Here is a 23,964-nt window from a genome sequence, read left to right on the forward strand (position 1 = left end):
CCGGCCAGCTTCGCCTTGACCTCGTCGATGGACTTCGCACCGAAGTTGCGGATGTCCAGCAGGTCGGCCTCGGAGCGGGCGACGAGCTCACCCACGGAGTGGATGCCCTCGCGCTTGAGGCAGTTGTAGGAGCGGACCGTGAGCTCCAGCTCCTCGATCGGCAGCGCCAGGTCGGCGGCCAGGGCGGCGTCCGTCGGGGACGGACCCATGTCGATGCCCTCGGCGTCGATGTTCAGCTCGCGCGCGAGACCGAACAGCTCCACCAGGGTCTTGCCGGCCGACGCCATCGCGTCACGCGGACGCATGGCCTGCTTGGTCTCGACGTCGACGATCAGCTTGTCGAAGTCGGTGCGCTGCTCGACACGGGTCGCCTCGACCTTGTACGTGACCTTCAGCACCGGCGAGTAGATCGAGTCGACCGGGATACGGCCGATCTCCTGGCCCACCTGCTTGTTCTGCACCGCGGAGACATAGCCGCGACCGCGCTCGACGGTCAGCTCCATCTCCAGCTTGCCCTTGCCGTTCAGCGTGGCGAGGACGAGATCGGGGTTGTGCACCTCGACACCGGCCGGCGGCGCGATGTCGGCGGCGGTGACCAGACCCGGACCCTGCTTGCGCAGGTACATCACAACCGGCTCGTCGTGCTCCGAGGAGACGACCAGCTGCTTGATGTTGAGGATCAGGTCGGTGACGTCCTCCTTGACACCCGGCACGGTGGTGAACTCGTGCAGGACACCGTCGATGCGGATGCTGGTGACAGCAGCGCCGGGGATCGACGACAGGAGGGTGCGGCGGAGGGAGTTGCCGAGGGTGTAGCCGAAGCCCGGCTCCAGCGGCTCGATCACGAACCGGGAGCGGAACTCGTCGACGACCTCTTCGGTCAGTGACGGACGCTGAGCGATCAGCACGAGGTATTGCCTCCAGTGTGTGGCGCCCGCTATGTGACGCCGTAGACACCACGAAGGGTACGGGCGGTTCGGCCTCCCACGCGGCCGAACCGCCCGACCGCGCCCGTCTGCCGGCGGGTCGGGGGCTCGGCTCCGGCTTGGAGTGGACTCCAGGGATCGGCGGCCCCCGCCCCTGGAAGTCGGGCACCGGCGCAGTTCGTAGGTGCATACTGGGGGCAATGACAAAGCCTGCTGCACCGAAGCGTCATTTGCCTACCAGCCCCTTCAAGGCCCCGGTCACGGCGGCTCCCAAGCATTTCGCCGTGGGCGACCAGGTCACTCACGACATGTACGGCCTCGGCCGGGTGATCGGCATCGAGGACGGAATCGCGGCGCTCGTGGATTTCGGCTCGGCGCAGATGCGGATCCTGAGCCCGTACGCCAAGATGACCAAGCTGTAGGACCGCTGTGCCCGGTCACGGCACACCAGGCCCCTTCGGGGACCTGTAGCGAAAGGGAGACCTCTCATCGACCCGACGTCGCTGTTCTCCGCCCTGGAAGGGCAACCCCGCCGTTCCTCCGCCGCGTCGCCACCGCCGGCGACGAACCCCTTCCAGGCCCCGGACTTCGGGGAGGACGAGGCCTTCCCGTTCGAGGACGTACAGGGGCCCGCCTCGAACATCCGCGCGGCGCACCCCAAGGCGGCCTAGCACGCCCTGGTGCGGTGCTCTCAGGCCTCTGCCGGGCGAACGGAGGACTTCGAGTTCGCGGGGGGGGCGAGTTCACGGTGCTTCTTGCGTGGCCCCGGCTGTCGCCCTGACGTACTCGGCGAAGGCGGCGGTCCGCTCGACGCTGCCCGGGCGCGGCGGGTCGTCGAAGTCCAGTCCGCGTCGGCGGTCGTCGAGGGACTGGCGGATCAGGCCCGACCACTGCCGGTCCAGGTGGTCCGCCGCCCACAGCAGGGCCGCCCGCTTGGACGTCACGCGACCCGTTTCGAGGGTGTGCAGGATGCGACAGAGGCCGGTGACAGCGTAGCGCTGGGACCACGCGACGTCGTAGTCGAGCCAGGCGTGGTCGGCGGAGAAGTCCCGGGCGTATGCGCGCATCCTGGCGCGCAGGACGTCCGGGCCGACGGGGTCGACGAGTTCCCTGGGGTCCGGTCCGGTGAGGGTCACGCCGCGTTCGCGCAGCGACCATCGGACGACCTCGGTGTTGCAGTGCGTCGACCATTCCATCGTGCGCGAGCCGTGGTCGACGAACAGCCAGGGCCGGCCGAGCCCTTCGAGCCCTCGTAGCGCCGTGCTGTCGGGATACGAGCCTTCCAGGTGGCGCGGCCAGTGTCCCGGATGGGTGGGAATCTCGTCGTGCAGGGCCCGCAGGGCGGCTTCCTGATCCGGGGTGACGGGGCCGCGGACGGGGATCAGGAAGTCGCAGTCGCTGTGGAGGTCCGCGTCGCCGACGGCGAAGGAACCCTGGAGGTAGGCGCCGACGAAGTTGTCGCCGAGGATTCTCGCGGCGCGCTCGGTCAGTTCCCGGAGTACCTCGTTGAGTTCGGCGAACGGCGTGGGCCCCGGGTGCGGATCCGGACGCGGATCGTTGTCGGACATCCTCGAAGTACAACAACCTTCGTGGCCGTCCGGCGACCGAATATGGAGGGGAAGCGGTTCCCGTCCGCGGTCAGCCGGCGGGCGTCCATGCGTCCGGGCGGGGCGCCAGCACCGCGGCGACGACCGCGCCGGAGGAGGCCATGACGTCGGCCACGAACCGCCAGCGCCCCATGCCGAGTTGGCGTAGCGCCGGGCCGTGGTCGGCGACGACGACGAAGCAGGCCGCGAGCAGGAGGAGCCGCCACAGGGCCATCACCGGGCGACGCGTCGCGCGGGGCAGTTCCGCCAGGGAGGCGTGCAGTCGCTCGCAGTGGAACGGGACGTGGCGCTGCTCGTCGGACAGGATCCGCCCCGCCACCTCCGAGGTGAGCGAGTCGTCCGTTCCGTCGCGCAGGCCCCGGTAGTAGCGGAGTGCCACCACTTCGGCGATCATCAGCACCAGCAGTTCCATGCGCAGGCCCATGAGGCGCCGCAGCCGTACGAAGACCGTGTCGGTCCAGTGGCCGGGCAGCGTCGGTACACCGCCCGCGGCCAGCAGGCGAGCGAGCAGCCGGGCGTGGTTCTGCTCCTCCGCGACGAAGAGCCGGACTGCCTGCGCGTAGTCGGCGTCACCGGCCTCGTCCGCCTTGCCGACGAGGTTGGCTCCGTCACCGTCCTCGCCGACCTGGAAGCGCTGAATGCTCGCCCACACCGCCGGACGCAGCGTCGCGCCCCGCCCCCAGTCCGGGTCGCCCAGGGCGCTCCTGCGCTCCCGCTCGTCCTCGAACCGCCTTGTCCACTTGGCGAAGCCGCCCGTATCCACCTGGTCTCCCCTCCCCCCGGGGCACAGCCACTGTGCCCCGGGGAGTGACGACGCGGGCGGGCTCCGAACCGTTCCACGCCCACGCCGGATTGAGGAATCCTCCGCCGCTGCTCCCGTTACGGGCCGGCGGTGACCGCGACGGTGCCGGTCAGGGTGAGGGGGGCTCCCGTGCCGTCCTCGGGGGTGGCGGTGAGTTCCCAGGTGTAGGTGCCGGCGGCAGCGGGCTTCCCGTCCGCGAGGGTGCCGTCCCAGCGGGCGGTCAGGGTGGTGCCGTGTGCCGTGGGGGTGAGCGTACGCACGACCTTCTTCTTGCTCTTGACGACCAGTTGGGCGCCGGTGGACGGCTTGGACAGCTGCCAGGTCGGGTTCCAGGTGGTCCCGGGCCGCGGGGCGTAGGCGGTGTCGATCCGGCTCGCGGTCGCGGTGAGGGCCTGGGCGGGCACCCCGCTCGGTACGACGTGCGCCGCCCCGTCGGCGTCCAGCCAGGCGATGCCGCCGCCGAACTTGTCCACGTCGTAGTTCTTCCACCCGGGCACGGTGGGCAGGTCGGTGAGCACGCGGGGCGCGGCCGCGGTTCCGGTGTGGAAGTCGGTGAGCAGCAGCCGGCCCGCGCCCGTGTCCTGGTTGACGACGAAGCCGTCGCCGAGCTTCCCGCGCTCGGGCAGAGAGATGTTCTCCCCGGTCCGCAGGTCGTACACGCCGAACGGGGTGGACCTGTCGCCCGTAATGTCCCGCCCCAGGCAGTCCCAGTACACCCAGCGTCCGACGGTCTGGACCTCCCGGATCTCGCAGGAGGCACCGACGGTGTACGAGGTGACCGCGCCGGTCGCCAGATCGCGCGCCTCGATCCGGCCGCGGGTGCCGCCGGCCCACAGCTCGGACCCCCACAGCGCGGCCAACGTGTCCAGCTGCTCCACCACCGCCCCGCCGCCGGGTGCCTCGAAGTCGACCAGCAGACCGCCGTTGTACAACGCGTACCGTCCGACGGCGTCGAACAGGCCGCGGCCGGAGGACGCCGGGGTGGGGCGGTCGTACGCGATGACCTCGGTGCGTTCGCCGGACGGGGTCACGCGCACGAGGACGTCCCGCTGGGCGGCGTCGTCGTGCCGGGCGTACATCACGGACCCGTCCCCGGCGCCCAGCGGCTGCCCGTAGCTGTCCTCGAGGGGTGCGGTGGCCACCACCTCCGAGCGCTCCCCCGCCGACGGAGTGCCGGTGAGGGTCACCGTGCGCGTGCGGTACGAGGGAAGCGGCGCGCTGTCGATCTCCCTGGTGATCATCTGGCCGCCGGCGAGCCCGATGCCGCGCACCGCGGCCGGTCTCGCCAGCACCTTGGACAGGGTCCGCAGGGTCAGACCGCCGTCCGCCGCGACCTCGACGCGGCGCACGGCCCAGTCCCCGGCGTCCGCGCCGCCGACCGTGATCGCCCCGCCGCCGGGGATCTGGGTCAGGTCGGACTGGGCGGCCGCCAGCAGAGTGACCGGCGATCCACCACCGAGGGGAGTGGCCTTGAGGGGGCCGCCGCGGGTCAGCGGCGGGTTGTGTTCGTGGGAGGTCGCCGGCCGGAAGGCGGTGAGCAGCCAGTCGCCCGCCAGCCCGATGACCTGGTCGCCCGCGTCCGAAGGCGACATGGCCACGGAGGTCTGCGCTCCGTCGGGGTCGTCCCGGCGGACCACGAAGGCCTGACGCATGCCCTGCTGGTACCAGGCGATGTGGGTGGGCGAGACGGCGGCCTGGAGGGTCCACGGTTCGTCGGGGCCGACGGCGTGGGTGGTCACGGGGGTGAGGTCGCCGGAGGTCAGGTCGAGGACACCGAGCGCGTAGGTGCGCGTGAACTTCACGACGGCCAGCCGCCCGTCGCCGGCCGCGACCGGGTACGCGTCGAACCTCATCCCCGAGGGCGGCTCGACCGGCGTGTCCGTGGTCACGCCGTCCTCCAGGCGGAGGATGTGCAGCTTGTCCACCTGCCACACCTCGTTGTACGAGACCGTCAGGACGGTCCGGCCGAACGAGCCCACGGTGTACTGCCCGTCCGGAACGGTGAGCGGCGTCGACTCCCGGGTCGCCGGGTCGCGCAGCCGCACGACTCCGCTGGAGCCGACGGACACGGGCAGGATGTCCGTGCCCGTGCCGTAATAGCCCTGCTGGCCCGGCAGTCTGCCGGTGAAGTCCTCGACCGTCCGCTCGCTGCCGTCGTAGCCCCGCCACTGGTACGGCGCGGTGGAGCCGTCGTTCGTCTCCCGGCGGTGCAGGTAGCCGGTGTCTCCTGAGGCGTACAGCACGTCCTGCACCGGCTCGTACCTGTCCGGCGCGGTCAGCACCAGCTCCGTCGGTTCGGTGTCCCCGGCCCGTGCCACCGTGGGGACGGCGATCGCGGGGACGGCGGCGAGGGCGAGGACGAGGGTGAGACGGCGGGCGACTTCGCTTAAACGTTCGAATTTCATGTCCATGATTGCCACAGCGCACGGCAGGACGGAAACGTCACACCGACCCGCCGCGCCTCATCGGTTCGGCGTGCCCTCAGCCGCCGCGCCTCGTCGCCTCGGCGTGCGCTCAGCGCAGTGGTTCGCTCAGTTCGATGGAGCGCAGGGCTGCCGCGAGAGCGTGTTCGTCGCCCACGTCGAGAGCCGTGTCGGTCAGTTTGATGACGTGTTCGTCGCCGTGTTCCAGAGCCAGTTCGAGGACCTCCTCGGGGGCGAGGGTGGCCGGTGGGGTGTAGGCGACCGGGGCGTCCGGCGCGTACATCGCGGTCACCGCCGCGCAGGCCGTCCAGGCGGCCCGCAGGCTCGGTGCCCACAGGGGCCGCGGGAGCGCGGGCAGGGCGCGCAGGACGGCGTTGGGTGCCGTGGCCGCGTGGACCAGCATCGTCGCGTCGCCGTGACCGTGGGTGGCGTACCGGTGGGTGGCCGCCCGCACCAGTTCGGCCAGGCGGCGGTGGGCCGCGTCGGGGTCCGAGTCCGTGACCGCGGCCGCCCAGGTCGGCAGGCTCCTGACGCGTGCGAGCCGGTCGGGGAAGCCGCCGTCCCGTTCGGCGAGGGGCGTCACCGTGTCGAGGGCGGCGGCCGCGCTGTCCGCGCCGGGCAGCGGGGTGAGGTCCGTGACGGGGTGGTGGCGGGCCGCCCAGTAGCCGAGGCCGTGGGCGAGCTCGGTCAGGCGCGGCTCGGTGGCCTCGCCGGCGAGCAGCGTGCGCACCGCGTGCCCCACCCGGATCACCGGGTGGGCCGCGCCGCCGTACAGACCGGGCAGGAGGCGGGGCCACCACTCGGTGAGCACGTCGCGCCAGGGACGCTCGGCGATCTCGCGTCCGAAGTGGTCGATCCAGTCCGCGGCGCGGCGGGGGTCACCGAGCGCGCCTCGCCAGTCGGCGGCCGTGACCGGTGCGACGGCGGACGGGAACTCCTCGAGCTTGGGTGTGTACAGATCGAGCCAGCGGTGCACCGAACGTGCCTGTCCGTGGGCGGCGAGGGCCTCGACGGCCATCGGCGCGTGGTTGCTGAGTCGTCCCAGCCGCTCCGGTCCCGTGGTGTGCAGTCGTTGAAGTGCCTCGTCGAGAATGCCCGTCGTATCCATGGCAGGGAACGTAGACGGGACTCCGCGGCCGCGTAACGGGCTCAGGACGTAGGCCGGGACCTAGGCCCTGTCGTCAAACTCCCGCCTGCCCCGCGACGCCATGCACGCTCCCCCAAGCTCTTCGAGCAGGGGGGACCCCCACTCGCCGCACCGGGCCCTGACCCAAGTACATCCAGTACGAGGGCCAGGGCCCGGCACTCCCCCAAGCTCTTCGAGCAGGGGGGACCCCCAGAGCACGCACCTGACGCCGCGAGGCCCGCCCTTCGGGCGGACGACGGGAGTTTGACGACAGGACCTAGGGCTGCCCGGGCCCCAGGAGTGTTCGGACCTAGGACTGTTCGGGCCTGGGTCTGCTCGGGCCTACGGCCGTTCGAGCCTACGACCGTTCGGACTGCCTCGGCCGGGGCCGGACAAGGTCCGCCCAGGTCACCCGGCCGAGCCAGTGATCGGGGAGCCGGCCGGCGGAAGCCGACCGGCGTGGGCAGGGCCCGTCAGCCCAGGCGGCGTACCGGCTCGCCCGCCAGGTAGGCCCGGATGTCCTCCACGGCGTCGCCGTAGTACGTCGCGTAGTTGGCCTGCGAGACGTAGCCGAGGTGGGGCGTGGCGAGCAGGCGCGGGGCGGCGCGCATCGGGTGGTCGGCGGGGAGCGGTTCGACGTCGAACACGTCCACTCCGGCACCGGCGATACGGCCCTCGTGCAGGGCGGCGAGCAGCGCGTCCTGGTCGACGATGACGGCGCGCGAGGTGTTGATCAGGTAGGCGGTGGGCTCGAGGAGGGCGAGTTCGGCGGCGCCGAGCAGGCCGCGGGTGCGGTCGCTCAGCGCGAGGTGGATGGAGACGAAGTCGCTGTTCGACAGCAACTCCTCCTTGGAGGAGGCGAGTTCCACGCCCACCTCGGCCGCGCGCTCCGCGGTGAGGTGCCGGCTCCAGGCGCTGACCCGCATCCCGAAGGCGAGGCCCACCTGCGCGACCCGGCTGCCGATCTTGCCGAGGCCGAGCAGGCCCAGGCGGGCGCCCTGGAGGTCGGCGCCGACGGTGGACTGCCAGGGGCCGCCCTCGCGCAGCGCGTTGTTCTCGGTCACCAGGCCGCGGGCGAGGCCGAGCAGCAGCGCCCAGGTCAGTTCCACCGGCGGGGTGGAGGAGCTCCCGGTCCCGCACACGGTGACACCGCACCGCTCGGCGGCGGCGTAGTCGATGACCGAGTTGCGCATGCCGGAGGCGACGAGCAGCTTCAGCCGGGGCAGGCGGTCGAACAGCGAGGCCGGGAAGGCCACGCGTTCGCGCAGGGTGACGACGATGTCGAAGTCGGCGAGCGCGCGGGCGAGTTCGTCCTCGTCGGCGATGTGCTCGCGGAACGTGACGATCTCCACCCGGTCCTCGACCGGGCTCCAGTCGGCGGAGGCGAGGGCGGCGTCCTGGAAGTCGTCGAGCACGGCGCAGCGCAGCGGCATGTCGGTCGTCTCCGTCCTTGGTTCGGGCCGATCAGTCGGTGCGGACTGTTCGGCCGGTTCGAGCTGATGCGTAGGCTCGATCACACCACTGTCCGGCAAACCCGGTGGACCACGGGTGACGAGGGTCGTACCGTCGAGCGCGGCAGCCACAGGGACGAACACTCGAGACGATCAGAGGTGCCATGACGGACGCCAGCAGGGACGCCATGACGGACGCCGCCGAAGCCACCGCTCCCGCCGCCGCCTTCGCGGACATCCCGACGACCACGCTGGCCGACCTCCTCGGCCGGGCGCAGGTCATGGACATCGGTATCCGCCCGCTGTGGTCGCCGGTGCCCCGCGTGGCCGGGCCGGCGTTCACCGTGCGGTGCCCTCCCGGGGACAACCTCATGCTGCACGCGGCCATTCACCGTGCCGCCCCCGGCTCCGTCATCGTCGTCGAGTCCGGCGACCTGGACTACGCCCTGGCAGGCGGCAACGTCTGCGCGGTGGCGCAGCGCCGGGGCGTCGCGGCCTTCGTGCTGGACGGCCTGATCCGCGACCTGTGCGAGGTCCGTGAGGCGGGCTTCCCCGTCTTCGCCCGGGGTGTCATCCCGATCCCGGGCGGCAAGAAGGCCGTGGAGCCGCTGAACACGGAGGTGACCTGCGGCGGGGCGAAGGTGAGCGCCGGGGACATCGTGGTCGCCGACGAGGAGGGCGTCGTGGTCGTCCCGGCCGCCCACCGCGAGGAGATCCTCGCCGCCGCGCGGGCCAAGCTGGCCAAGGAGGCGGACGAGACCCTCGACGCGTGGGAGGAGGCCCACCGCACCCGCGTGAACGGGATCCTGCGCGCCCAGGGTTTCGAGGACTGACACCGGACGTCGTTCACCGGGGACCTGCCCGCCGGATCACCGTGGCCCCGACCGGGCGTAGACCCCGCCCTCGGTGTCGTGGACGGTGACTCGGGTGTCGAGGTGGAAGGGGTCCTCGCCGGAGGTGAGGTCGGCGATGGCGTACCAGACACCCCATCCGGGGTTCCCCGGCAGTTCGATGAGCTTGCCGCGCACCGTCCCGTCCGCCGTTTCGACCTCAACGCTGGACGCGGTGCCCTTGCCGCCGTAGTAGAGGCCGGAGAGGTAGCCGCGGCCGTCCTCGGACTCCCCCTGGACGGAGACGCCGGGGGTGTTCCGGTCGATGTTGCCGTCGACCACGCCGCGGAACTGCGGCTCGGGCGAGGAGGGCGTCGTCCAGTGCTTGCCCTCCGCCGTGAGCCAGAGCTCGAAGCCGGGGGCGGCCGTCACGTGCTCACCGGGGGCGACGACACGAGGCGTCGGGGCCGGGGCGGTCGAGGAGGCGGAGGGCGAGGGTGAGACGGACGCGGGTGCCGCCGGGGACGTGGCGCGAGCGGCGCCGGGTTCCGTGCCGCGCAGCACGACGACGGCCAGAGGCACCAGCAACAGCCCGCAGCCCGCGCCGAGTACGGCCGCCCGCCGCCTGCGCCGGATCCGCCGCCCCCAGCGCTCCACGGCCGCCAGCGGCGGCGGGGAGGGCGTGATGCTGTACGCGGCCTCGGCCAGTGCCTGACGCAACCGCTCGGTCTCGGCGTGCTCCGGGCCTGTGGCGGCCGCGGTGGTTCTGAGGTCATTCATCAGCGGGCTCCGGAAACGGAGTGGGAGCGGTCGGAGATGCCGGAGTCGGAAACGTCGGCCGCGTCGGAGTCGGAGGCGTCGGCGGAGTTGAAGGCAGGATGGGCGCGCAGGGCCGCGAGGCCGCGCCGCGCATGGGTCTTGACCGTTCCGAGCGAACAGCCGAGCAGTTCGGCGATGTCGGTCTCGGAGAGGTCCTCCCAGTAGCGCAGCACCAGCACCGTCCGCTGCCGGGCGGAGAGCGTGGCGAGCGCCTGTGTGAGCGCGGCGCGGCGCTCGACGGACTCGGCGTGACCGCTGTCCGACTGCTGCATCCGCTCGGGCAGGAACGGCATCAGCAGGTGTGTGACACGTCTCCTGCGGATCCGGCTGAGGTTGTTGTTGACCAGTGAGCGTCGTACGTAGAAGTCGACGTCGTCGGGCGGGACGCGTCCCCAGCGCGCGTACACCTTGGCCAGCGTGGTCTGCACGAGATCCTCGGCTTCGTGGTAGTCGCCGGTGAGCAGGAGGGCGGTCCGTAACAGACGGCTCCAGGCCGCACTGGCGTAGGCGGCGAAGTCGGTGCTCCCGGAGGAGGCTGCGAATCTCTCGTACTGCGGCACGGAGGCGGTTCCCTGGAGGTCGGGTGCGGGGGGCCGGGGGCGGGGACCGCGCAGGCCCCCGCCCGGGAGATCAGCGCATCAACTGCGCGTAGATCCCGCCCTTGGTGTCGTGGACGGTGACCTGGGAGACGTAGTCCCAGGAACCGCTGCCGGGCTTGACGTCGGCGGTGGCGTACCAGACGCCCCATCCGGGCTTGCCGGGCAGTTCGATGAGCTTGCCGCGCACCGTCCCGTCCGCCGTTTCGACCTCGACGCTGGACGCGGTGCCCTTGCCGCCGTAGTACAGGCCGGAGAGGTAGGCACGGCTCTCCGTGCCCTCGGACTGCATCGAGACACCGGGGGTGTTCCGGTCGATGTTGCCGTCGACCACGCTGCGGAACTGCGGCTCGGGCGAGGAGGGCGTCGTCCAGTGCTTGCCCTCCGCCGTGAGCCAGAGCTCGAAGCCGGGGGCGGCCGTCACGTGCTCACCGGGGGCGACGACACGAGGCGTCGGGGCGGTCTTCTTCGCCGCCGGGTGCGCCGCCGTGGCGGCCCGGGCCTTCGCGATCGTGCTGTGCGGCGCCTTCGCGGGCACGGCGTACGACACGGTGGCCGTTCCCACCACGGCGGCGGTGACGGCCGCGCAGGCCAGGTACTTCAGTGTCCGTCTCATGAACGGGCGACTCCTCGCGGAACACGGACCCTTGCGGGATCCAGGCTGGCTGTCGGAAGGAGGACGCCTCGCGCCTCTCCACCCGTTCAAACTCCCGTCGGCTCAGGGCCGGATGACACCCCCGCGGGATTTCTTCGCGGAGCGGCGACAGGGCCGACGCGCGTCCGGGCGCCGGTACCGCCCCGGTCGGCGCCCGGTGGCGATAATCGTCGGGTGAACGGCGGTGAGGTGCGGCGGCGGCTGCTGAGCGATCTGCTGGCGGTGGGGGCGCCGTACGGCCTGGTGCTCGCCGGTGGGGACGCGGTACGGGCGCACGGGCTGGTGGACCGGCCCGTGCGGGGCGTCGACGTGGCCACCGAGAGCCCGGTCGAGACGGGTGGCATCGTCACGGCGCTACGCGCCGGCCTGGGGGAACGCGGCTGGCGGGTGCGGACATCGGAGACGGAGCCACTGGCGGCCCGGCTGGTGGTGGGCGCCCCGGTGGCCGGGGCGGGCGCCGGGACGGAGCCGGAGCCCGAGCCCGAGGCGGAGTTCAGGGCCGGGGCTGACCCCGAGGCGGAGTTCAGGGCCGCGGCTGACCCCGAGGCGGAGTTCAGGGCCGGGGCGGAGTACGTCGTGCAGGTGGTCAAGGAAGTGTTGTGGCGGCCGGTGGAGGTGAGCGAGTCCGGTCCGGTCCTCTCCCTCGAGGACCTCGTCGGCACCAGGGTGCGCGCCCTGGCCGGCCAGGGCCTCGCCCCCGACCTCGTCGACGTCCACGCCGCCGCCGACCGGTGGAGCTACCCGGAGTTGGAGGAACTCGGCCGCCGCCACTCCGGTGACGCCCTCGACCTCACCGATCTCCAGACCCGCCTGGTCGGCGCCGAATGGATCGACGACCGCGAGTTCACCGCCTGCGGGCTCGACGACCGGGCCGTCGCCGAGCTCCGCCGCTGGGCCCTGGAATGGGCGGACGACATCGGCGAGCGGCTCGCGGAGTCCTCGGCCCCGCTCGACGACGAGTGACACCGGCTCCTGCGACCGGCGGCGGCTCCACCGACCGACCAGGCGCCGCCGCCACCCGAAGCCTGCCGAGCCAGTACCCCGACCAGCCCGTACCCCGACGAGCCCGTACTCCGACCAGCCCGGGCCTCGGGCTCTACCCCGTCCCGTAGCCGGCGGTCGGCCCTCGGCCGAGGTCAGCCGGTGATCACCGTCAGCCCCTCCGGGGCCGTCACCTCGGCCGATCCGTCCGCCCTCACCGTGACGTCCAGAGGGTGTCCGCCCGCTTGGAGACCGGTGACCGTCAGCGGGCCGTAGGCGCGCGCGAAGCCCGGGGTCACCGTGAGGGTGCCGGCGGGGATGTCCGCGCTCAGGCCGAGGGCCGACTGGAGCACGAGGACCGAGGACGCGGCCGCCCACGCCTGGGGCCGGCAGGACGCCGGATAGGGCGCGGGGCGCGGGCCGGCCTCGGCACCGTGACCCGCGAAGAGCTCCGGCAGCCGGGCCTCGAACGCCGCCGACGCCGTCAGCAGGCCGTCCGCCAGCGACGCCGCGGCGTCCGGGAAACCGGCCCGGACCAGGCCGTGCACGGCGATCGCCGTGTCGTGCGGCCAGATCGAACCGATGTGGTAGCCGTACGGGTTGAAGCCCACCGCCTCGCTGCTCAGCGTGCGCAGACCGTGGCCCGCGTCCATGTCGCCGCCGGCCAGCCGGGCCGCGAGCAGCGCGCTCTCCTCGTGGTTCAGCAGCCCCGTGCCCAGCAGGTGGCCGAAGCCCGAGGTGACCGAGTCGGCCGGCCTGCCGTCGCCGTCCAGCGCGACCGCCGGGTACGGGCCCCGCTCGTCCTCCACCCAGAAGCGCTCGCGGAAGCGCGCGGCGAGCCGGTCCGCCCACTCCTCCCACTCGTCGGCCCCCGGGCGGCCGAAGGACCGCAGCAGCGCCGCTCCGCCGCGCGCGGCCTCGTACGCGTACGCCTGTACCTCGCACAACGCGATCGGCGGGCGGGCGAGGCTGCCGTCGCGGTACCGGATGGAGTCGCCGGAGTCCTTCCAGCCCTGGTTGGCCAGGCCCCGGCCGGACAGGTCGACGTACTTGAGGAACCCGTCACCGCCGGCGTCCCCCTGGTCGCGCATCCACGCCAGCGCCGACTCGGCGTGCGGCAGCATCCGCTCGACCTCCTCCGGTGCCAGGCCCCAGCGCCAGGCGTCGTGGAGCAGGGAGATCCACAGCGGGGTGGCGTCCACCGTGCCGTAGTACACCGGCGGCAGCGAGAACGTGTCGCTGAACGACGAGGTACCGCGCCGCACTTCGTGCAGGATCTTGCCGGGCTGCTCCTCGGTGGCCGGGTCGGTGACGCCGCCCTGGCGGCGGGCGAGGGTGCGCAGGGTGCCCGCCGCGAGCTCGGTGCCGAGCGGGAGCAGCATGCGGGCGGCCCAGAGCGAGTCGCGGCCGAAGAGGGTCAGGAACCAGGGGGCGCCCGCGGCCAGGAACTGGTCCGGCCGCTCCCCGGTCGACCGCGGGTCCGTCAGGCGCAGGCGGTCCAGGTCGGCCAGCGACTGCTCCAGCCACCGGTCGAGGCCCCGGTCCGCGCTGCGCAGGACGGGGGTGCGCCACGGTAGGGCGTCGGCCGGGGGCGCCGGGAACTGGTCGCCGTCGGCGTGGGCCGCGGTGCAGCGCAGGGTCGCCGTCCACGAGGCACCGGCGTCCAGGGCGATGTCGTACGACAGCCGGCCCGCCGGCGCGTCCAGCGCGTCGGGCGCGGGCTCACTGGCCAGGCGTACGGCGAACCCGTCGCTCGCCCATGCCAGTTCGCTCCCGCCGAAGGCCTGCGCGGGTGCCGACTCCACCCGGCGCCCGGACTTGACCTCCTCCATGGTGGCGAGGTCCGTGCCGGCCGTGACCGTCAGCCGGAAACGAACCGTCCGGGTGCCCGCATTGGTGACCTCCAGGACTTCCTCGAGCCCGCCGGAGGTCGTGGTCCGGCGGCGGTGCAGCGCGACCGCGGGGTCGGGCGTCACCTCTCCGAGCCCGCGCAGGATCGACCGGAAGTCCGCCCGGTCCGCGCCGCGCAGCCCGTGCCCGACCGGCACCAGCGGGATGCCGTCGGCCGCGACGGTCAGCTGGGAGAGCGCCCGGCGGTCGCCGTGGAAGAAGCCGTCCGCGCCGCCGTCCAGGGCCCCGTCCGGGCGCGAGATCACGAAGCTGGGCGCGTACAGCGTGACGACCGCGTCGTGCAGGAACGGCTGAAGGCCCTCGGTCACCGCGGGGGGCGGCGTGACCGAGCCGTTGGCGTCCGGGGTCTTGACAGTCGAGTCCAAGGGAGTAGAACCTCTCAGCGTTTGAACGTTCCAAAGACAGTAAGTGACTCGTCAGAGCGCTGACAATGCTTTTGGAACGCTAAAACGTGTTCCTCGTTCCCTCTGCACGCCGGAGGCCCGCAATGCCCCGCTCCAGCAACGACCCGCCCGCCAGGGGCGGCCCGGTGACGCTCGCCATGGTCGCGCGCCGGGCCGGGGTCTCCCCGCAGACGGTGTCGAACGCGATCAACTCGCCCGGCCTGCTGCGTCCCGAGACCCTGGAGCGGGTCCGCCGGGTGATCGACGAGATGGGCTACCGCCCCAGCCGTGCCGCGCAGACGCTGCGCACCCGCTCCAGCAAGCTGATCGGCTACGGCATCCTGCCCGCCCCGGCCAGCAGCCCCGTCCTCGACCGGTTCCTGCACGCCCTGTCGCAGGCCGCCGACGAGGCCGGCTACCGGGTGCTGCTGTTCGCCTGCCAGCCCGGCGAACCGACGCTGGACGGCTACGAGGAGCTGCTCGACCAGCACGAGGTCGACGGCTTCGTGCTCAGCGGCACCGAGCACAACGACCCGCGCCAGGCCTGGCTCGCCAAGCGGGGCGTGCCGTTCGTCGCCTTCGGCCGGATGTGGTCGCGGCGGCAGATCGGGGACTGGGTCGACGTCGACGGCGCCTTCGGCACGGACGCCGCCGTGGAGCACCTGGTCGCCCTGGGGCATCGCAGGATCGCCTTCCTCGGCTGGGGGCGCGGTTCCTCCGGCGCCGGTGACGACCGCGCCGAGGGCTGGCAGCGGGCCATGAGACGGCACGGGCTGCCGACGCGCGGGCGGCGCGCGCAGAGCGTGAACGACATCGACGCGGCCCGCGCCGCCGTGAAGCCGCTGCTGGACGCGGGCGCCACCGCGGTGGTCGCGGCCAGCGACATGCTGGCGCTCGGCTGCTACCAGACCCTGCGTGAGCGCGGCGCCGTCCCCGGCCGCGACGTGGCCGTGGTCGGCTTCGACGACTCGCCGACCGCCGAACTCCTGTCCCCCGCGCTGACCTCCCTCGCCCAGCCGCTGGAGGAGGTCGGCCGGGAGTGCGTGCGGCTGCTGCTGGCGCGGATGGCCGCTCCCGACGCACCGCCCGAACGCATCCTGCTGCCGCCGTCCCTGGTCGTCCGGGACAGCGCCCGCGCACCCAGCGCGGTCGCGGCCGCGACCGTGCCCCCCGTCTGACGACGGCCCGACAGGCACCGATCACCACGGGCCGGCACCACCCCCGCCGGCACCACCCGATCGGCACCGCCCAGACCGCACCGTCCCGGTGAGCACCATCCCGCTCAGCACCGTCCCGGTCGGCGCCACCTCGGTCGGCGCCACCTCGGTCGGCGCCACCCCGGTCGGCGACCCCGATCCCGAGTTCTCCCCCTCCTCCACCCCGGCCGTGTCCCGCGCCGCCGGGCGGAGCCGCACCCCAACATCCCCGAACCCCGGAGGAATCCATGTCCCACCGTACGGCCGTCGCGGCCCTCACCACCTGCGCGGCACTCCTGGCCACCGCGGGCTGCTCGTCGAGCTTCGGCGGCGACAAGAAGACGGAGCAGGACTCCGGCTCCCACCAGCACCTGACGGTGCTGATAGCCAGCTCGGGCGACGCCGAGACCAAGGCCGTCAAGGAGGCGGCGGCCGCGTACGCCAAGCAGTCCGGCAACACGGTGACCGTCGATGTCGCCAAGGACATGAACCAGCAGCTGGCCCAGGCGTTCGCCGGGCACAAGCCGCCGGACGCCTTCTACGTCAACTCCGACCAGTTCGCGAACTACACCAGAGGCGGCTCCCTGTACGCCTACGGCGACAAGGTCAAGGACGCCGACGACTTCTCCGAGCAGCTGCGCGCCTCGTTCACCCACGACGGCAAGCTGGTGTGCCTGCCCAAGGACACCTCCACGCTCGCCCTGGCGGTCAACACCGGCCTCTGGACGAAGGCCGGGCTGACCGAGAAGGACTACCCGACGAGCTGGGACCAGCTGAGGAAGGTCGCGGACAAGCTGACCGGGCACGGCGTGACCGGACTGGTCACCAGCGGCGAATACGCCCGGCTCGGCGTCTTCATGAAGGAGGCCGGCGGCTGGATCACCAACGCCGACCAGTCGAAGATGACCGCCGACAGCGACCAGAACGTGCAGGCGCTCCGCTACGTGCAGTCCCTGCTGAAGTCCGGCTCCATGAAGTACGCCAACGAGGTCGACACCAACTGGGGCGGTGAGGCCTTCGGCAAGGGCAAGGCCGCCATGACCATCGAGGGCAACTGGCTCAGCGGCGCGATGAAGGCCGACTTCCCCGACGTGAAGTACAAGATGGTCCCGCTGCCCGCCGGTCCGGCCGGCCAGGGCACGCTCGCCTTCAGCCAGTGCTGGGGCGTGGCCGCCGAGAGCGCCCACCGGGCTGCGGCCGTGGACCTGGTGACGCACCTGAACTCCAGTGCGCAGCAGCTGAAGAACGCCGACGCCTTCGGCGTGATGCCCTCGCGCACCAGCGCCCTGGCTGAGTACGCGCGGCAGAACCCCGACGCGAAGGCCTGGGTCGACGCCAGCGCCTACGCCCAGGGTCCCGTGACCCTCGCCGGGTTCGACAAGGTGCTCGGCCAGTTCAACACCGACCTCGCGGGGCTGGCCACCGCCGACCCGAAGAAGATCCTCGCCGGCCTCCAGCGCAACGGCGAAGCAGCGCTCACGAAGGGCAACTGACCCACCGTGTCCGCGCGTACGCCACACCACCCCCGTCCGGAGCCGCGCTCCCGCGCCGGCGAGGGGTCCCGTACGGCCGGCCCGCCGGGCGAACCTGACACGCCCGGCGGGCCCGGCCCGAACTCGGCGGCGCCCGCCCGGCGGGTGGGGCGCCGCGCGGAGGGCGCCTGGGGCTGGCTGTTCGTCAGCCCCGCGGTGCTCGTTCTCGGCCTGTTCCTCGTCCTGCCGACCCTGATGGCGCTGTGGGTGAGCCTGCTGCACTGGGACGGGCAGTCCAACCCGTTCAGCGCGCAGGCGGATTTCGCGGGCCTGGACAACTACCGGGCCCTGCTCACCCAGGACGGCCTGGACCGCGCCCTGTTCGCGACCTCGCTGCGCAACACCCTGTACTACGTGCTGCTGACCGTGCCGCTCCAGACCCTCCTCGCGCTGGGTCTGGCGCTCATCGTCAATCAGCGGCTGCTGCGCGCACGGGGTGCCCTGCGCACCGCGTTCTTCTTCCCCTCGGTCACCAGCTCGATCGCGGTCTCCACGATCTTCCTCTTCCTGTTCCAGGGCAGCGGCGCCGTCAACACGGCGCTGTCCTGGATCGGGGTGAAGGGCCCGAACTGGTTCAACGACCCGCGCGGAGTGCTCTCCCTGCTGCTCGGCGGCCTGGGCGTCGTCGACACCGCCCACCCCTCGGGCGTGCTGGTCGACCACTCGTTCATGGGTCTCTCCTGGTTCGAGTGGCTGTCCGGGCCGTCGGTGGCGATGTGCACGATCATCCTGCTCGCCGTGTGGACGACGTCCGGCACCTTCATGCTGATCTTCCTCGCGGCCCTCCAGGACGTCCCGCGCGAACTGGAGGAGGCGGCCGCCATCGAGGGCGTCAACCGCTTCCAGATGCTGCGGTACGTGACGCTGCCCGCGCTGCGGCCCGTGCTGTTCCTCGTGCTCACCCTCGGCCTGATCGCCACCTGGCAGGTCTTCGACCAGGTGTACGTGATGAGCCAGGGCGCGCCCGGCAACACCACGCTCACGCCGGCCTTCCTGTCCTACTCGACCGCCTTCGACGACGCCGACTTCGGCCAGGGTGCGGCCATCGCCTTCATCCTGCTCGTACTGATCCTGACCATGACGGGCCTGCAACGCTTCCTGCTGCGCGAGCGCGCGGCCCGTCCCCGGAGGAACCGATGAGCGCGCCTTCCCACGCCGTCCGGGCGCAGGGGCGTCCGGTGCTCGGACGCTTCCCCCGGCCCCTGCGGATCCTCGGGTACGCGCTGCTGGTGGTGCTCGGGCTGCTGTATCTGATGCCGTTCGCCATCCAGTTGGTCACCGGGTTCAAGACGGACCCGGACGCGGCGGCACATCCCCTGGGGCTGCTCCCGGTCACCCCGACGACCGCCGCCTACCAGCGTCTGTTCGGCATCAACCAGGCCGGCGACGGTGTGCCGTTCCTGCGCTGGCTGGGCAACTCGGTGTTCGTGGCGTCCGTCGTCACGGCGGGGCGGGTCCTGTTCGCCTCGATGGCCGGGTACGCGCTGGCCCGGCTGCGCTTTCCCGGCCGCGCGCTGCTGTTCGGGTTCCTGCTCACCGTGATGGCGGTGCCGCCCATCGTGCTGCTGATCCCGAGGTTCCTGGTGCTCAACACCTTCGGGCTGTTCGACACCTACGCGGCCATGATCCTGCCGCTGCTGGTGGACGCGGCGCAGGTCTTCATCATGAAGCAGTTCTTCGAGTCGATCCCCCGGGAAGTGGAGGAAGCCGCCCGGGTCGACGGCGCCGGTGTCTTCCGCACCTTCTGGTCGATCGTCCTGCCGATGGCCCGGCCCGCCCTGATCACGGTGACGATCCTGGCGTTCCAGGGCTCCTGGAACGAGTTCACCCACTACCTCGTGGCCACCCAGTCCAGCCAGTACGAAACCCTGACCACCGGCCTCGCCCGCATGGTCTCCGGCAGCCTGGGCGGCGGCACCCAGTACCCCCTGAAACTGGCCGCGGCCCTGCTGTCGACCCTCCCCGTGGCCATCCTCTTCTTCTGCTTCCAACGCCAGTTCGTCCAAGGAGCGAACGCGGGGGCGGTCAAGGACTAGCGCCCCGGCCCACCGAGCGCCACGGCGCGGCGGGACAATCCGCCGCGCCGTTCCTAACGTTTCTGCAGGTCAGCAAGGGCATACAGCGATCACCTGGGACGGTGAACCGGATCGTGGCCGCGCAGGTCGCGCGTCTCATCACCGCCATCGGTGCCGCTGACGCGCTGGTTTTCACGTCGGCGACGGGCGCCGGTGCCACGGCAGTCGGCTCGACGGTCCCGTTCGCACCGTCGAGTACAGCGTGGGCGGTGTGACCGTGAAAGTCCCCACCGGCTGCATGTTCACGCACGTCGTCCGCGGCAGCGCACTGGCAGCGCACTCCGGATCGCCACAGCGGTGGCTTCTGCACCTGGCGTATCGGCTTCACCTGCGCGGACACCGGCAACCGCACCCACCGCTCCTCGCGCGGCCGAACGCACGACGCGTGCAAGATCGCCCCCAGGCGAGCATCTCTCCCCAGTCGTTGCCTCGTTAGGGCAGGACGTGCGCCCACCTCCACGTCAACTGCGGGCGGTAGGTGGGTCGGAGTCGTCGGGTCTCGGGGTGAGTTACGCATGGGTGAGCAGTGGGAGTGGCGCCGGTGGGCCGGGGTATGCGGCTTTGTCGTCGGGTTCGGGGTCGGGGTCGGGTTCTTCGCGTTCTTTCCCGGGTTGCCGCACGTCATCGACTGGGGTGCTCTTCTTGTGGCTCTGGGGATGGGGCTGCTGGGGCGGTGGGGTGGGCTGGTGTGGGTGAAGAAGGGGTGCGCTTCTCGGGGGCAGGGCGGCGGGAGGCCGTGGCCAGGCTCAGGGTGACCGCCGCCGAGGCCGCTGCCGTCGCCGTCATCGCCATGGCGGGGGAGGTCAGTTGGGCGAGCGTGCCGGCCAGGGTGGCGCCGATGCCCTGGAGGGTGAGCATGCCCGCGGAGTGCAGGCCCAGCGCGTGGCCGGCCAGTTCGTCGGGGGTCGCGTCCATCAGGCGCTCCTGCTGGACGAGGCTCGCACCGAAGCCGACGGAGGCCAGGGCGACCAGGCAGGCGGCCACCGGTACGGGCGGGTGGAGGGCGAAGAGCAGGTACGGGGTGGCCAGCAGCAGAAGCAGCGGCGTGGCCGCACGGCGGCGTACCGCCGGGGGCAGCAGGCGGCCAACCGTCACGTCGCCGACCAGCATCCCGAACGCCGCGCACGCGAACAGCGTGCCCGCCGCGGCGGGGGCGTAGGAGACGTAGAGGGACTCGCAGCCGACCACCAGCCCGTTGGGGATCCACAGGCCCAGGTAGGTCAGGCGGCGCGGGCGGGACGACCACAGCAGGGTGTTGGTGCGCCAGGTCGCCGAGACGGAGGGGCGGCCACCGGCACGGGGCCGCCGGTGGGTCAGGCCGAGGCGGAGCACCGCGGCCGCCACAGCGTACAGCGCGGCGGACAGCAGCAGCGAGATCCTCGGGGACAGTGCCGCGACCAGCATCCCGCCCGTCGCGTACCCGGCGATCTGCATGACGCCGCTCATCATGTTGAACACCGAACGCCCCAGCAGGTAGCCGTCCTTGGACAGGATCTCGTTCAGCAGACCCCAGCGGACTCCCCCGCCCAGGGAGGCGACCAGCCCCTGCGCGAGGACCACGGCGAAGAGCGCCCACAGCGCCAGACCGGGCAGCGCCAGCAGTGCCGTGCCCGCCGCGAAGGACAGGCAGACGCCCACCAGCGCACGCCGCGGCGGCAGCCGGTCCGCACCGGACAGGAACAGGGTGGCGCCGAGCACCTGGGCCAGCGCGGGGCCGAACATGCTCACGGCGGCGAGCAGCGGCGAGTCCGTCGCCCGGTACACCAGGGTGCCGAGCGCGAGCCCGCTCGCCGTCTGGGCCACCGTCTGCGCACAGGACGCGAGGAAGAGCGGGGTGAACTCCGGGGTGCGGAAGAGCTGCTGGTAGCTGCGCATGCGCCGGAGTCTCGAACGGGTCGGGGGACGGTGGTTATTGTTTCGTGCGGGCGCGAAAGGTCCCGGGGAGGACGCATGGGCTGGTGGCAGGTCAACGCCGACACACTCGCCGGGAGCCGGTTCCTGCTCTCACCGCTCGCCGAGACCTTCGCGAGCCTGAAGCTGCTGCACGCGGGCGCCGGCGGGCATCCCGGCGAGCAGGCGTGGCTACGCGCACACCTGCCCGCCTACCGGCGGCTCCTCGCGGACGACCCGGTCACCGCGCTCCTCGTCCGCGCCGGACTCGGCCGGGACTGGATCGCCGACTTCCTCACCCCCACGCCACACGACGAGGAGTCCTTCGAGGAGGGCGTCGAGCGGGTGCGCGCCGCCGGTCCTGCCGAGGCCCGCGCGCACCTGCGGACCTCGCTCGCCGGGCCGCTGCCGGCCGCCCTGGAGCGGGACGATCTGCCCGAGCGCGCGGCCCGGCTCCTGGAGTGGGTGTGGGCGGACGCCGTACGGCCCACCTGGGACCGGCGGCGGCGCGTCCTCGAAGCCGATGTCGGGGCACGGACCGCCCAGGTCAGCCGGGGCGGCTGGGCCGCGGTCCTGGACACCCTGCGGCCGGGCACGCGCTGGCTCGGCGAGAACCGGTTCCAGGTCAATCTGCACGAGTACCCGCCGCGCGAGATCTCCGGCGCCCAGCTCGTCTTCGTCCCGGTCACCCCGAAAGCCGGCTGGGTGGCGTGGGACGAGGCGCGGCGCCGGTACGCCGTCGTCTACCCGTGCGCCGGCGCCCTCGCCGACACCGACGCGCGACGCGCCTCCGTGCCCACGGGCCTCGGCGCGCTGCTGGGCCGGACCCGCGCCCGGGTGCTGATCCTGCTCGCCTCGCCGCTCAGCACCACCCAGCTGACCGCCCTGACCGGGCAGACGCTGGGCTCCGTGGGCCGCCATCTGCGCGTGCTGCTGGACGCCGGGCTGGTGGAGCGCCGGCGGGCCGGACGTTCGGTGCTGTACTCGCGGACCGGGGCGGGGCAGATCCTCGTGGCGGCGGCAGCCTCCATCACAGGCCCAGGGACGGACCCGGGGACAGACCCTCCGGCGCCCGCTCATGCGCACGGCCGGCCGGGGACTAGCATCCGCTCATGACCACTTCAGACAGCAACGCCGCGACCGCCCCGGACTCCCCCCTGGCCGTGCAGATCGGCGCCCTCCAGGGCGGGCCGGCCGACCTCGGGCAGTACGCGGGGCGGGTCGTGCTCATGGTGAACGTGGCGTCCAAGTGCGGGCTCACCCCGCAGTACGCCGGGCTCGAACAGCTCCACGAGCGGTACGCCGGGCAGGGCTTCACCGTGCTCGGGGTGCCGTGCAACCAGTTCATGGGGCAGGAACCGGGCAACGCCGAGGAGATCGCCGAGTTCTGCTCCGCCACGTACGGCGTCACCTTCCCGATGACCGAGAAGGTCGAGGTGAACGGGGAAGGACGGCACGCGCTCTACGAGCGTCTGACCGGCTTCGCCGACGCCGACGGGTACAGCGGCGACATCCGCTGGAACTTCGAGAAGTTCCTGGTCGGGCGGGACGGCAAGGTCGTCGCCCGGTTCTCCCCTCAGACGGCTCCGGAGGCCGCCGAGCTGGTCGCGGCCGTCGAGGAGCAGCTCACCTGAGGTCCCCCGCGTCCGCCCCACGGGTGTTGACCTTGCCCCTGGGGCAGGGCGGAGCTTCCCTCATGCCGGGCGGAACAGGCCGCCCGGCGACGGAGGACGAGGACGAGGACGAGGGCGTGGACGAGCACGTGGACGAGGAGCTGCTCACCATCGGCGCGTTCGCCACGCGGGCCCGCCTGTCGGCCAAGGCCCTGCGGCTGTACGACCGTCTCGGCCTGCTGGTCCCGGCGCACGTCGACGCGTTCAGCGGCTACCGCTACTACCGCGAGTCCCAGATCGAGCAGGCCCGGCTCGTGGCGCTGCTGCGCGAGCTGGACATGCCGCTCGCCAAGGTCGCCGAGGTGGTCGACGCCGTCGAAGTGGACGGCGCGGTGGCGGCCGACCGGCTCGCCGCCTACTGGGCGGACGTCGAGACACGGGTGGCCGGTCAGCGGACCCTCGCCGAGTACCTCCGTGGACGACTTTCGGGGAGGAGCTCCGAGATGTACGGCAAGTTCGAGGTGCAAACGACCGACGTGCCCGAGCAGGTGGTGATCACCGAGACCCGGCACACCCTGGCGGACGAGCTGCCCACGTGGATCGGGGCGTCGCTGACCCGGTTGCTGGCGGCGGCCGGCGAGTGCGGGGGCGTCACGGCGTCGCCGTTCGTCGTCTACCACGCCGAGGTGTCCATGGAGAGCGACGGGCCCGCCGAGGTCTGTGTGCCCGTCGCCGACGAGGCGGCCGCCCGGGCGTGGGCCGAGGAGCGGGGGCGGCCCTGGGAGACGAAGGTGCGGGTGGAGCCGGCACGGCGGCTGGCCTTCACCCGGATCACCAAGGCGCAGGTGGCCCATCCGCAGATCCTGGCCGCGTTCGGGGCGGTGGAGCAGTGGATCACCGAGCAGGGGCTCGAGCAGGCGGCCTCCTGCCGGGAGGTGTACTTCGCGGACTGGGAGGCCTCGGGACCGCAGGACCCGGTGTGCGATGTGGCCTTTCCCGTGAGGTGAGGTGAGCGGACCGACCGGCCCGTCCGGCGTCTGAGGACAAGGCCGTTCAGACCGAAGCGGGGGGGGGGGGGGGGGCCTCTCCCCCCCCCCCCCCCCCCCCCCCCCCCCCTCTGCTTCCCCCCTCCCGCCCCCAAAAGCTCC

Annotated in this window: 22 protein-coding genes; 11 read left to right on the plus strand and 11 right to left on the minus strand. The window is 72.5% G+C overall.

Annotated elements, in window-relative coordinates; translation table 11 throughout:
* A partial coding sequence (locus tag ACTYVM_RS16850) for a DNA-directed RNA polymerase subunit alpha (RefSeq protein ID WP_445526660.1) occupies positions 1-908 on the minus strand: 908 nt, incomplete at its 3' end.
* 218 nt (positions 909-1,126) lie between these two features.
* Here ACTYVM_RS16850 and ACTYVM_RS16855 point away from each other — a divergent pair.
* Positions 1,127-1,348, plus strand: a complete 222-nt coding sequence (locus tag ACTYVM_RS16855) for a hypothetical protein (RefSeq protein WP_445526661.1) — start codon at positions 1,127-1,129, stop codon at positions 1,346-1,348.
* 321 nt (positions 1,349-1,669) lie between these two features.
* Here ACTYVM_RS16855 and ACTYVM_RS16860 read toward each other — a convergent pair whose 3' ends face one another.
* The 5 genes from ACTYVM_RS16860 to ACTYVM_RS16880 form a co-directional block, all read right to left on the minus strand.
* On the minus strand, positions 1,670-2,494 hold the full coding sequence (locus tag ACTYVM_RS16860) for an aminoglycoside adenylyltransferase domain-containing protein (protein WP_445526662.1): 825 nt from the start codon (positions 2,492-2,494) through the stop codon (positions 1,670-1,672).
* A 70-nt stretch (positions 2,495-2,564) separates the two neighbouring features.
* On the minus strand, positions 2,565-3,296 hold the full coding sequence (locus tag ACTYVM_RS16865; RefSeq protein ID WP_445526663.1) for a ferritin-like domain-containing protein: 732 nt from the start codon (positions 3,294-3,296) through the stop codon (positions 2,565-2,567).
* Between the two features lie 116 nt (positions 3,297-3,412).
* Positions 3,413-5,746 (minus strand): FlgD immunoglobulin-like domain containing protein, encoded by a 2,334-nt coding sequence (locus ACTYVM_RS16870; RefSeq protein ID WP_445526664.1) that lies wholly within the window; start codon positions 5,744-5,746, stop codon positions 3,413-3,415.
* Between the two features lie 103 nt (positions 5,747-5,849).
* Positions 5,850-6,866: a questin oxidase family protein gene (locus ACTYVM_RS16875; protein WP_445526665.1), complete on the minus strand. Its 1,017-nt coding sequence runs from the start codon at positions 6,864-6,866 to the stop codon at positions 5,850-5,852.
* A gap of 491 nt (positions 6,867-7,357) precedes the next feature.
* Positions 7,358-8,317, minus strand: coding sequence for a D-2-hydroxyacid dehydrogenase family protein (locus ACTYVM_RS16880; protein ID WP_445526666.1), 960 nt, complete (start codon positions 8,315-8,317; stop codon positions 7,358-7,360).
* Between the two features lie 206 nt (positions 8,318-8,523).
* On the opposite strand from ACTYVM_RS16880, the gene ACTYVM_RS16885 reads away from it, so the two are divergent.
* Entirely contained in the window at positions 8,524-9,168 is a 645-nt protein-coding gene (locus ACTYVM_RS16885) for an RraA family protein (RefSeq protein ID WP_445526681.1), read from the plus strand.
* A gap of 36 nt (positions 9,169-9,204) precedes the next feature.
* Here ACTYVM_RS16885 and ACTYVM_RS16890 read toward each other — a convergent pair whose 3' ends face one another.
* The 3 genes from ACTYVM_RS16890 to ACTYVM_RS16900 all read right to left on the minus strand — a co-directional run bounded on the left by ACTYVM_RS16890 (position 9,205) and on the right by ACTYVM_RS16900 (position 11,196).
* Positions 9,205-9,945 (minus strand): hypothetical protein, encoded by a 741-nt coding sequence (locus ACTYVM_RS16890; RefSeq protein ID WP_445526667.1) that lies wholly within the window; start codon positions 9,943-9,945, stop codon positions 9,205-9,207.
* Complete coding sequence (locus tag ACTYVM_RS16895) at positions 9,945-10,544, minus strand: SigE family RNA polymerase sigma factor (protein ID WP_445526668.1); 600 nt, start codon at positions 10,542-10,544, stop codon at positions 9,945-9,947. Before ACTYVM_RS16895 ends, ACTYVM_RS16890 begins: the two co-directional genes overlap by 1 nt.
* Positions 10,545-10,614: 70 nt before the next feature.
* Positions 10,615-11,196 carry a hypothetical protein gene (locus tag ACTYVM_RS16900; protein ID WP_445526669.1) on the minus strand — a complete coding sequence of 194 codons (582 nt, stop codon included), beginning with the start codon at positions 11,194-11,196 and terminating at the stop codon, positions 10,615-10,617.
* 213 nt (positions 11,197-11,409) lie between these two features.
* On the opposite strand from ACTYVM_RS16900, the gene ACTYVM_RS16905 reads away from it, so the two are divergent.
* Positions 11,410-12,198, plus strand: a complete 789-nt coding sequence (locus tag ACTYVM_RS16905) for a hypothetical protein (RefSeq protein ID WP_445526670.1) — start codon at positions 11,410-11,412, stop codon at positions 12,196-12,198.
* 173 nt (positions 12,199-12,371) lie between these two features.
* Here the strand turns inward: ACTYVM_RS16905 and ACTYVM_RS16910 are convergent, their stop codons facing one another.
* Positions 12,372-14,492: an amylo-alpha-1,6-glucosidase gene (locus tag ACTYVM_RS16910; RefSeq protein ID WP_445526671.1), complete on the minus strand. Its 2,121-nt coding sequence runs from the start codon at positions 14,490-14,492 to the stop codon at positions 12,372-12,374.
* Positions 14,493-14,614: 122 nt separating this feature from the next.
* Between ACTYVM_RS16910 and ACTYVM_RS16915 the strand changes: the two genes are divergently transcribed.
* From ACTYVM_RS16915 to ACTYVM_RS16935, 5 genes are all read left to right on the plus strand, one after another.
* Positions 14,615-15,688: a LacI family DNA-binding transcriptional regulator gene (locus ACTYVM_RS16915; protein ID WP_445526672.1), complete on the plus strand. Its 1,074-nt coding sequence runs from the start codon at positions 14,615-14,617 to the stop codon at positions 15,686-15,688.
* Positions 15,689-15,954: 266 nt separating this feature from the next.
* Complete coding sequence (locus tag ACTYVM_RS16920) at positions 15,955-17,199, plus strand: sugar ABC transporter substrate-binding protein (protein WP_445526673.1); 1,245 nt, start codon at positions 15,955-15,957, stop codon at positions 17,197-17,199.
* 6 nt (positions 17,200-17,205) lie between these two features.
* Positions 17,206-18,378 carry a carbohydrate ABC transporter permease gene (locus ACTYVM_RS16925; RefSeq protein ID WP_445526674.1) on the plus strand — a complete coding sequence of 391 codons (1,173 nt, stop codon included), beginning with the start codon at positions 17,206-17,208 and terminating at the stop codon, positions 18,376-18,378.
* Complete coding sequence (locus ACTYVM_RS16930) at positions 18,375-19,274, plus strand: carbohydrate ABC transporter permease (RefSeq protein WP_445526675.1); 900 nt, start codon at positions 18,375-18,377, stop codon at positions 19,272-19,274. Before ACTYVM_RS16925 ends, ACTYVM_RS16930 begins: the two co-directional genes overlap by 4 nt.
* A 101-nt stretch (positions 19,275-19,375) precedes the next feature.
* A complete protein-coding gene (locus tag ACTYVM_RS16935; protein ID WP_445526676.1) occupies positions 19,376-19,528 on the plus strand; it encodes a hypothetical protein in 153 nt (50 codons plus the stop codon).
* 406 nt (positions 19,529-19,934) lie between these two features.
* Here the strand turns inward: ACTYVM_RS16935 and ACTYVM_RS16940 are convergent, their stop codons facing one another.
* Positions 19,935-21,188: an MFS transporter gene (locus ACTYVM_RS16940; RefSeq protein ID WP_445526677.1), complete on the minus strand. Its 1,254-nt coding sequence runs from the start codon at positions 21,186-21,188 to the stop codon at positions 19,935-19,937.
* A gap of 75 nt (positions 21,189-21,263) precedes the next feature.
* Here ACTYVM_RS16940 and ACTYVM_RS16945 point away from each other — a divergent pair, with 75 nt between their 5' ends.
* The 3 genes from ACTYVM_RS16945 (at position 21,264) to ACTYVM_RS16955 (ending at position 23,823) form a co-directional block, all read left to right on the plus strand.
* Positions 21,264-22,319 carry a winged helix-turn-helix domain-containing protein gene (locus ACTYVM_RS16945; protein ID WP_445526678.1) on the plus strand — a complete coding sequence of 352 codons (1,056 nt, stop codon included), beginning with the start codon at positions 21,264-21,266 and terminating at the stop codon, positions 22,317-22,319.
* A complete protein-coding gene (locus ACTYVM_RS16950) occupies positions 22,316-22,837 on the plus strand; it encodes a glutathione peroxidase (RefSeq protein ID WP_445526679.1) in 522 nt (173 codons plus the stop codon). The genes ACTYVM_RS16945 and ACTYVM_RS16950 overlap by 4 nt, the downstream gene beginning before the upstream one ends.
* 62 nt (positions 22,838-22,899) lie before the next feature.
* Positions 22,900-23,823: a MerR family transcriptional regulator gene (locus ACTYVM_RS16955; RefSeq protein ID WP_445526680.1), complete on the plus strand. Its 924-nt coding sequence runs from the start codon at positions 22,900-22,902 to the stop codon at positions 23,821-23,823.
* Positions 23,824-23,964: the final 141 nt, after the last annotated feature.

The sequence above is a fragment of the Streptomyces cyslabdanicus genome, assembly GCF_052663305.1.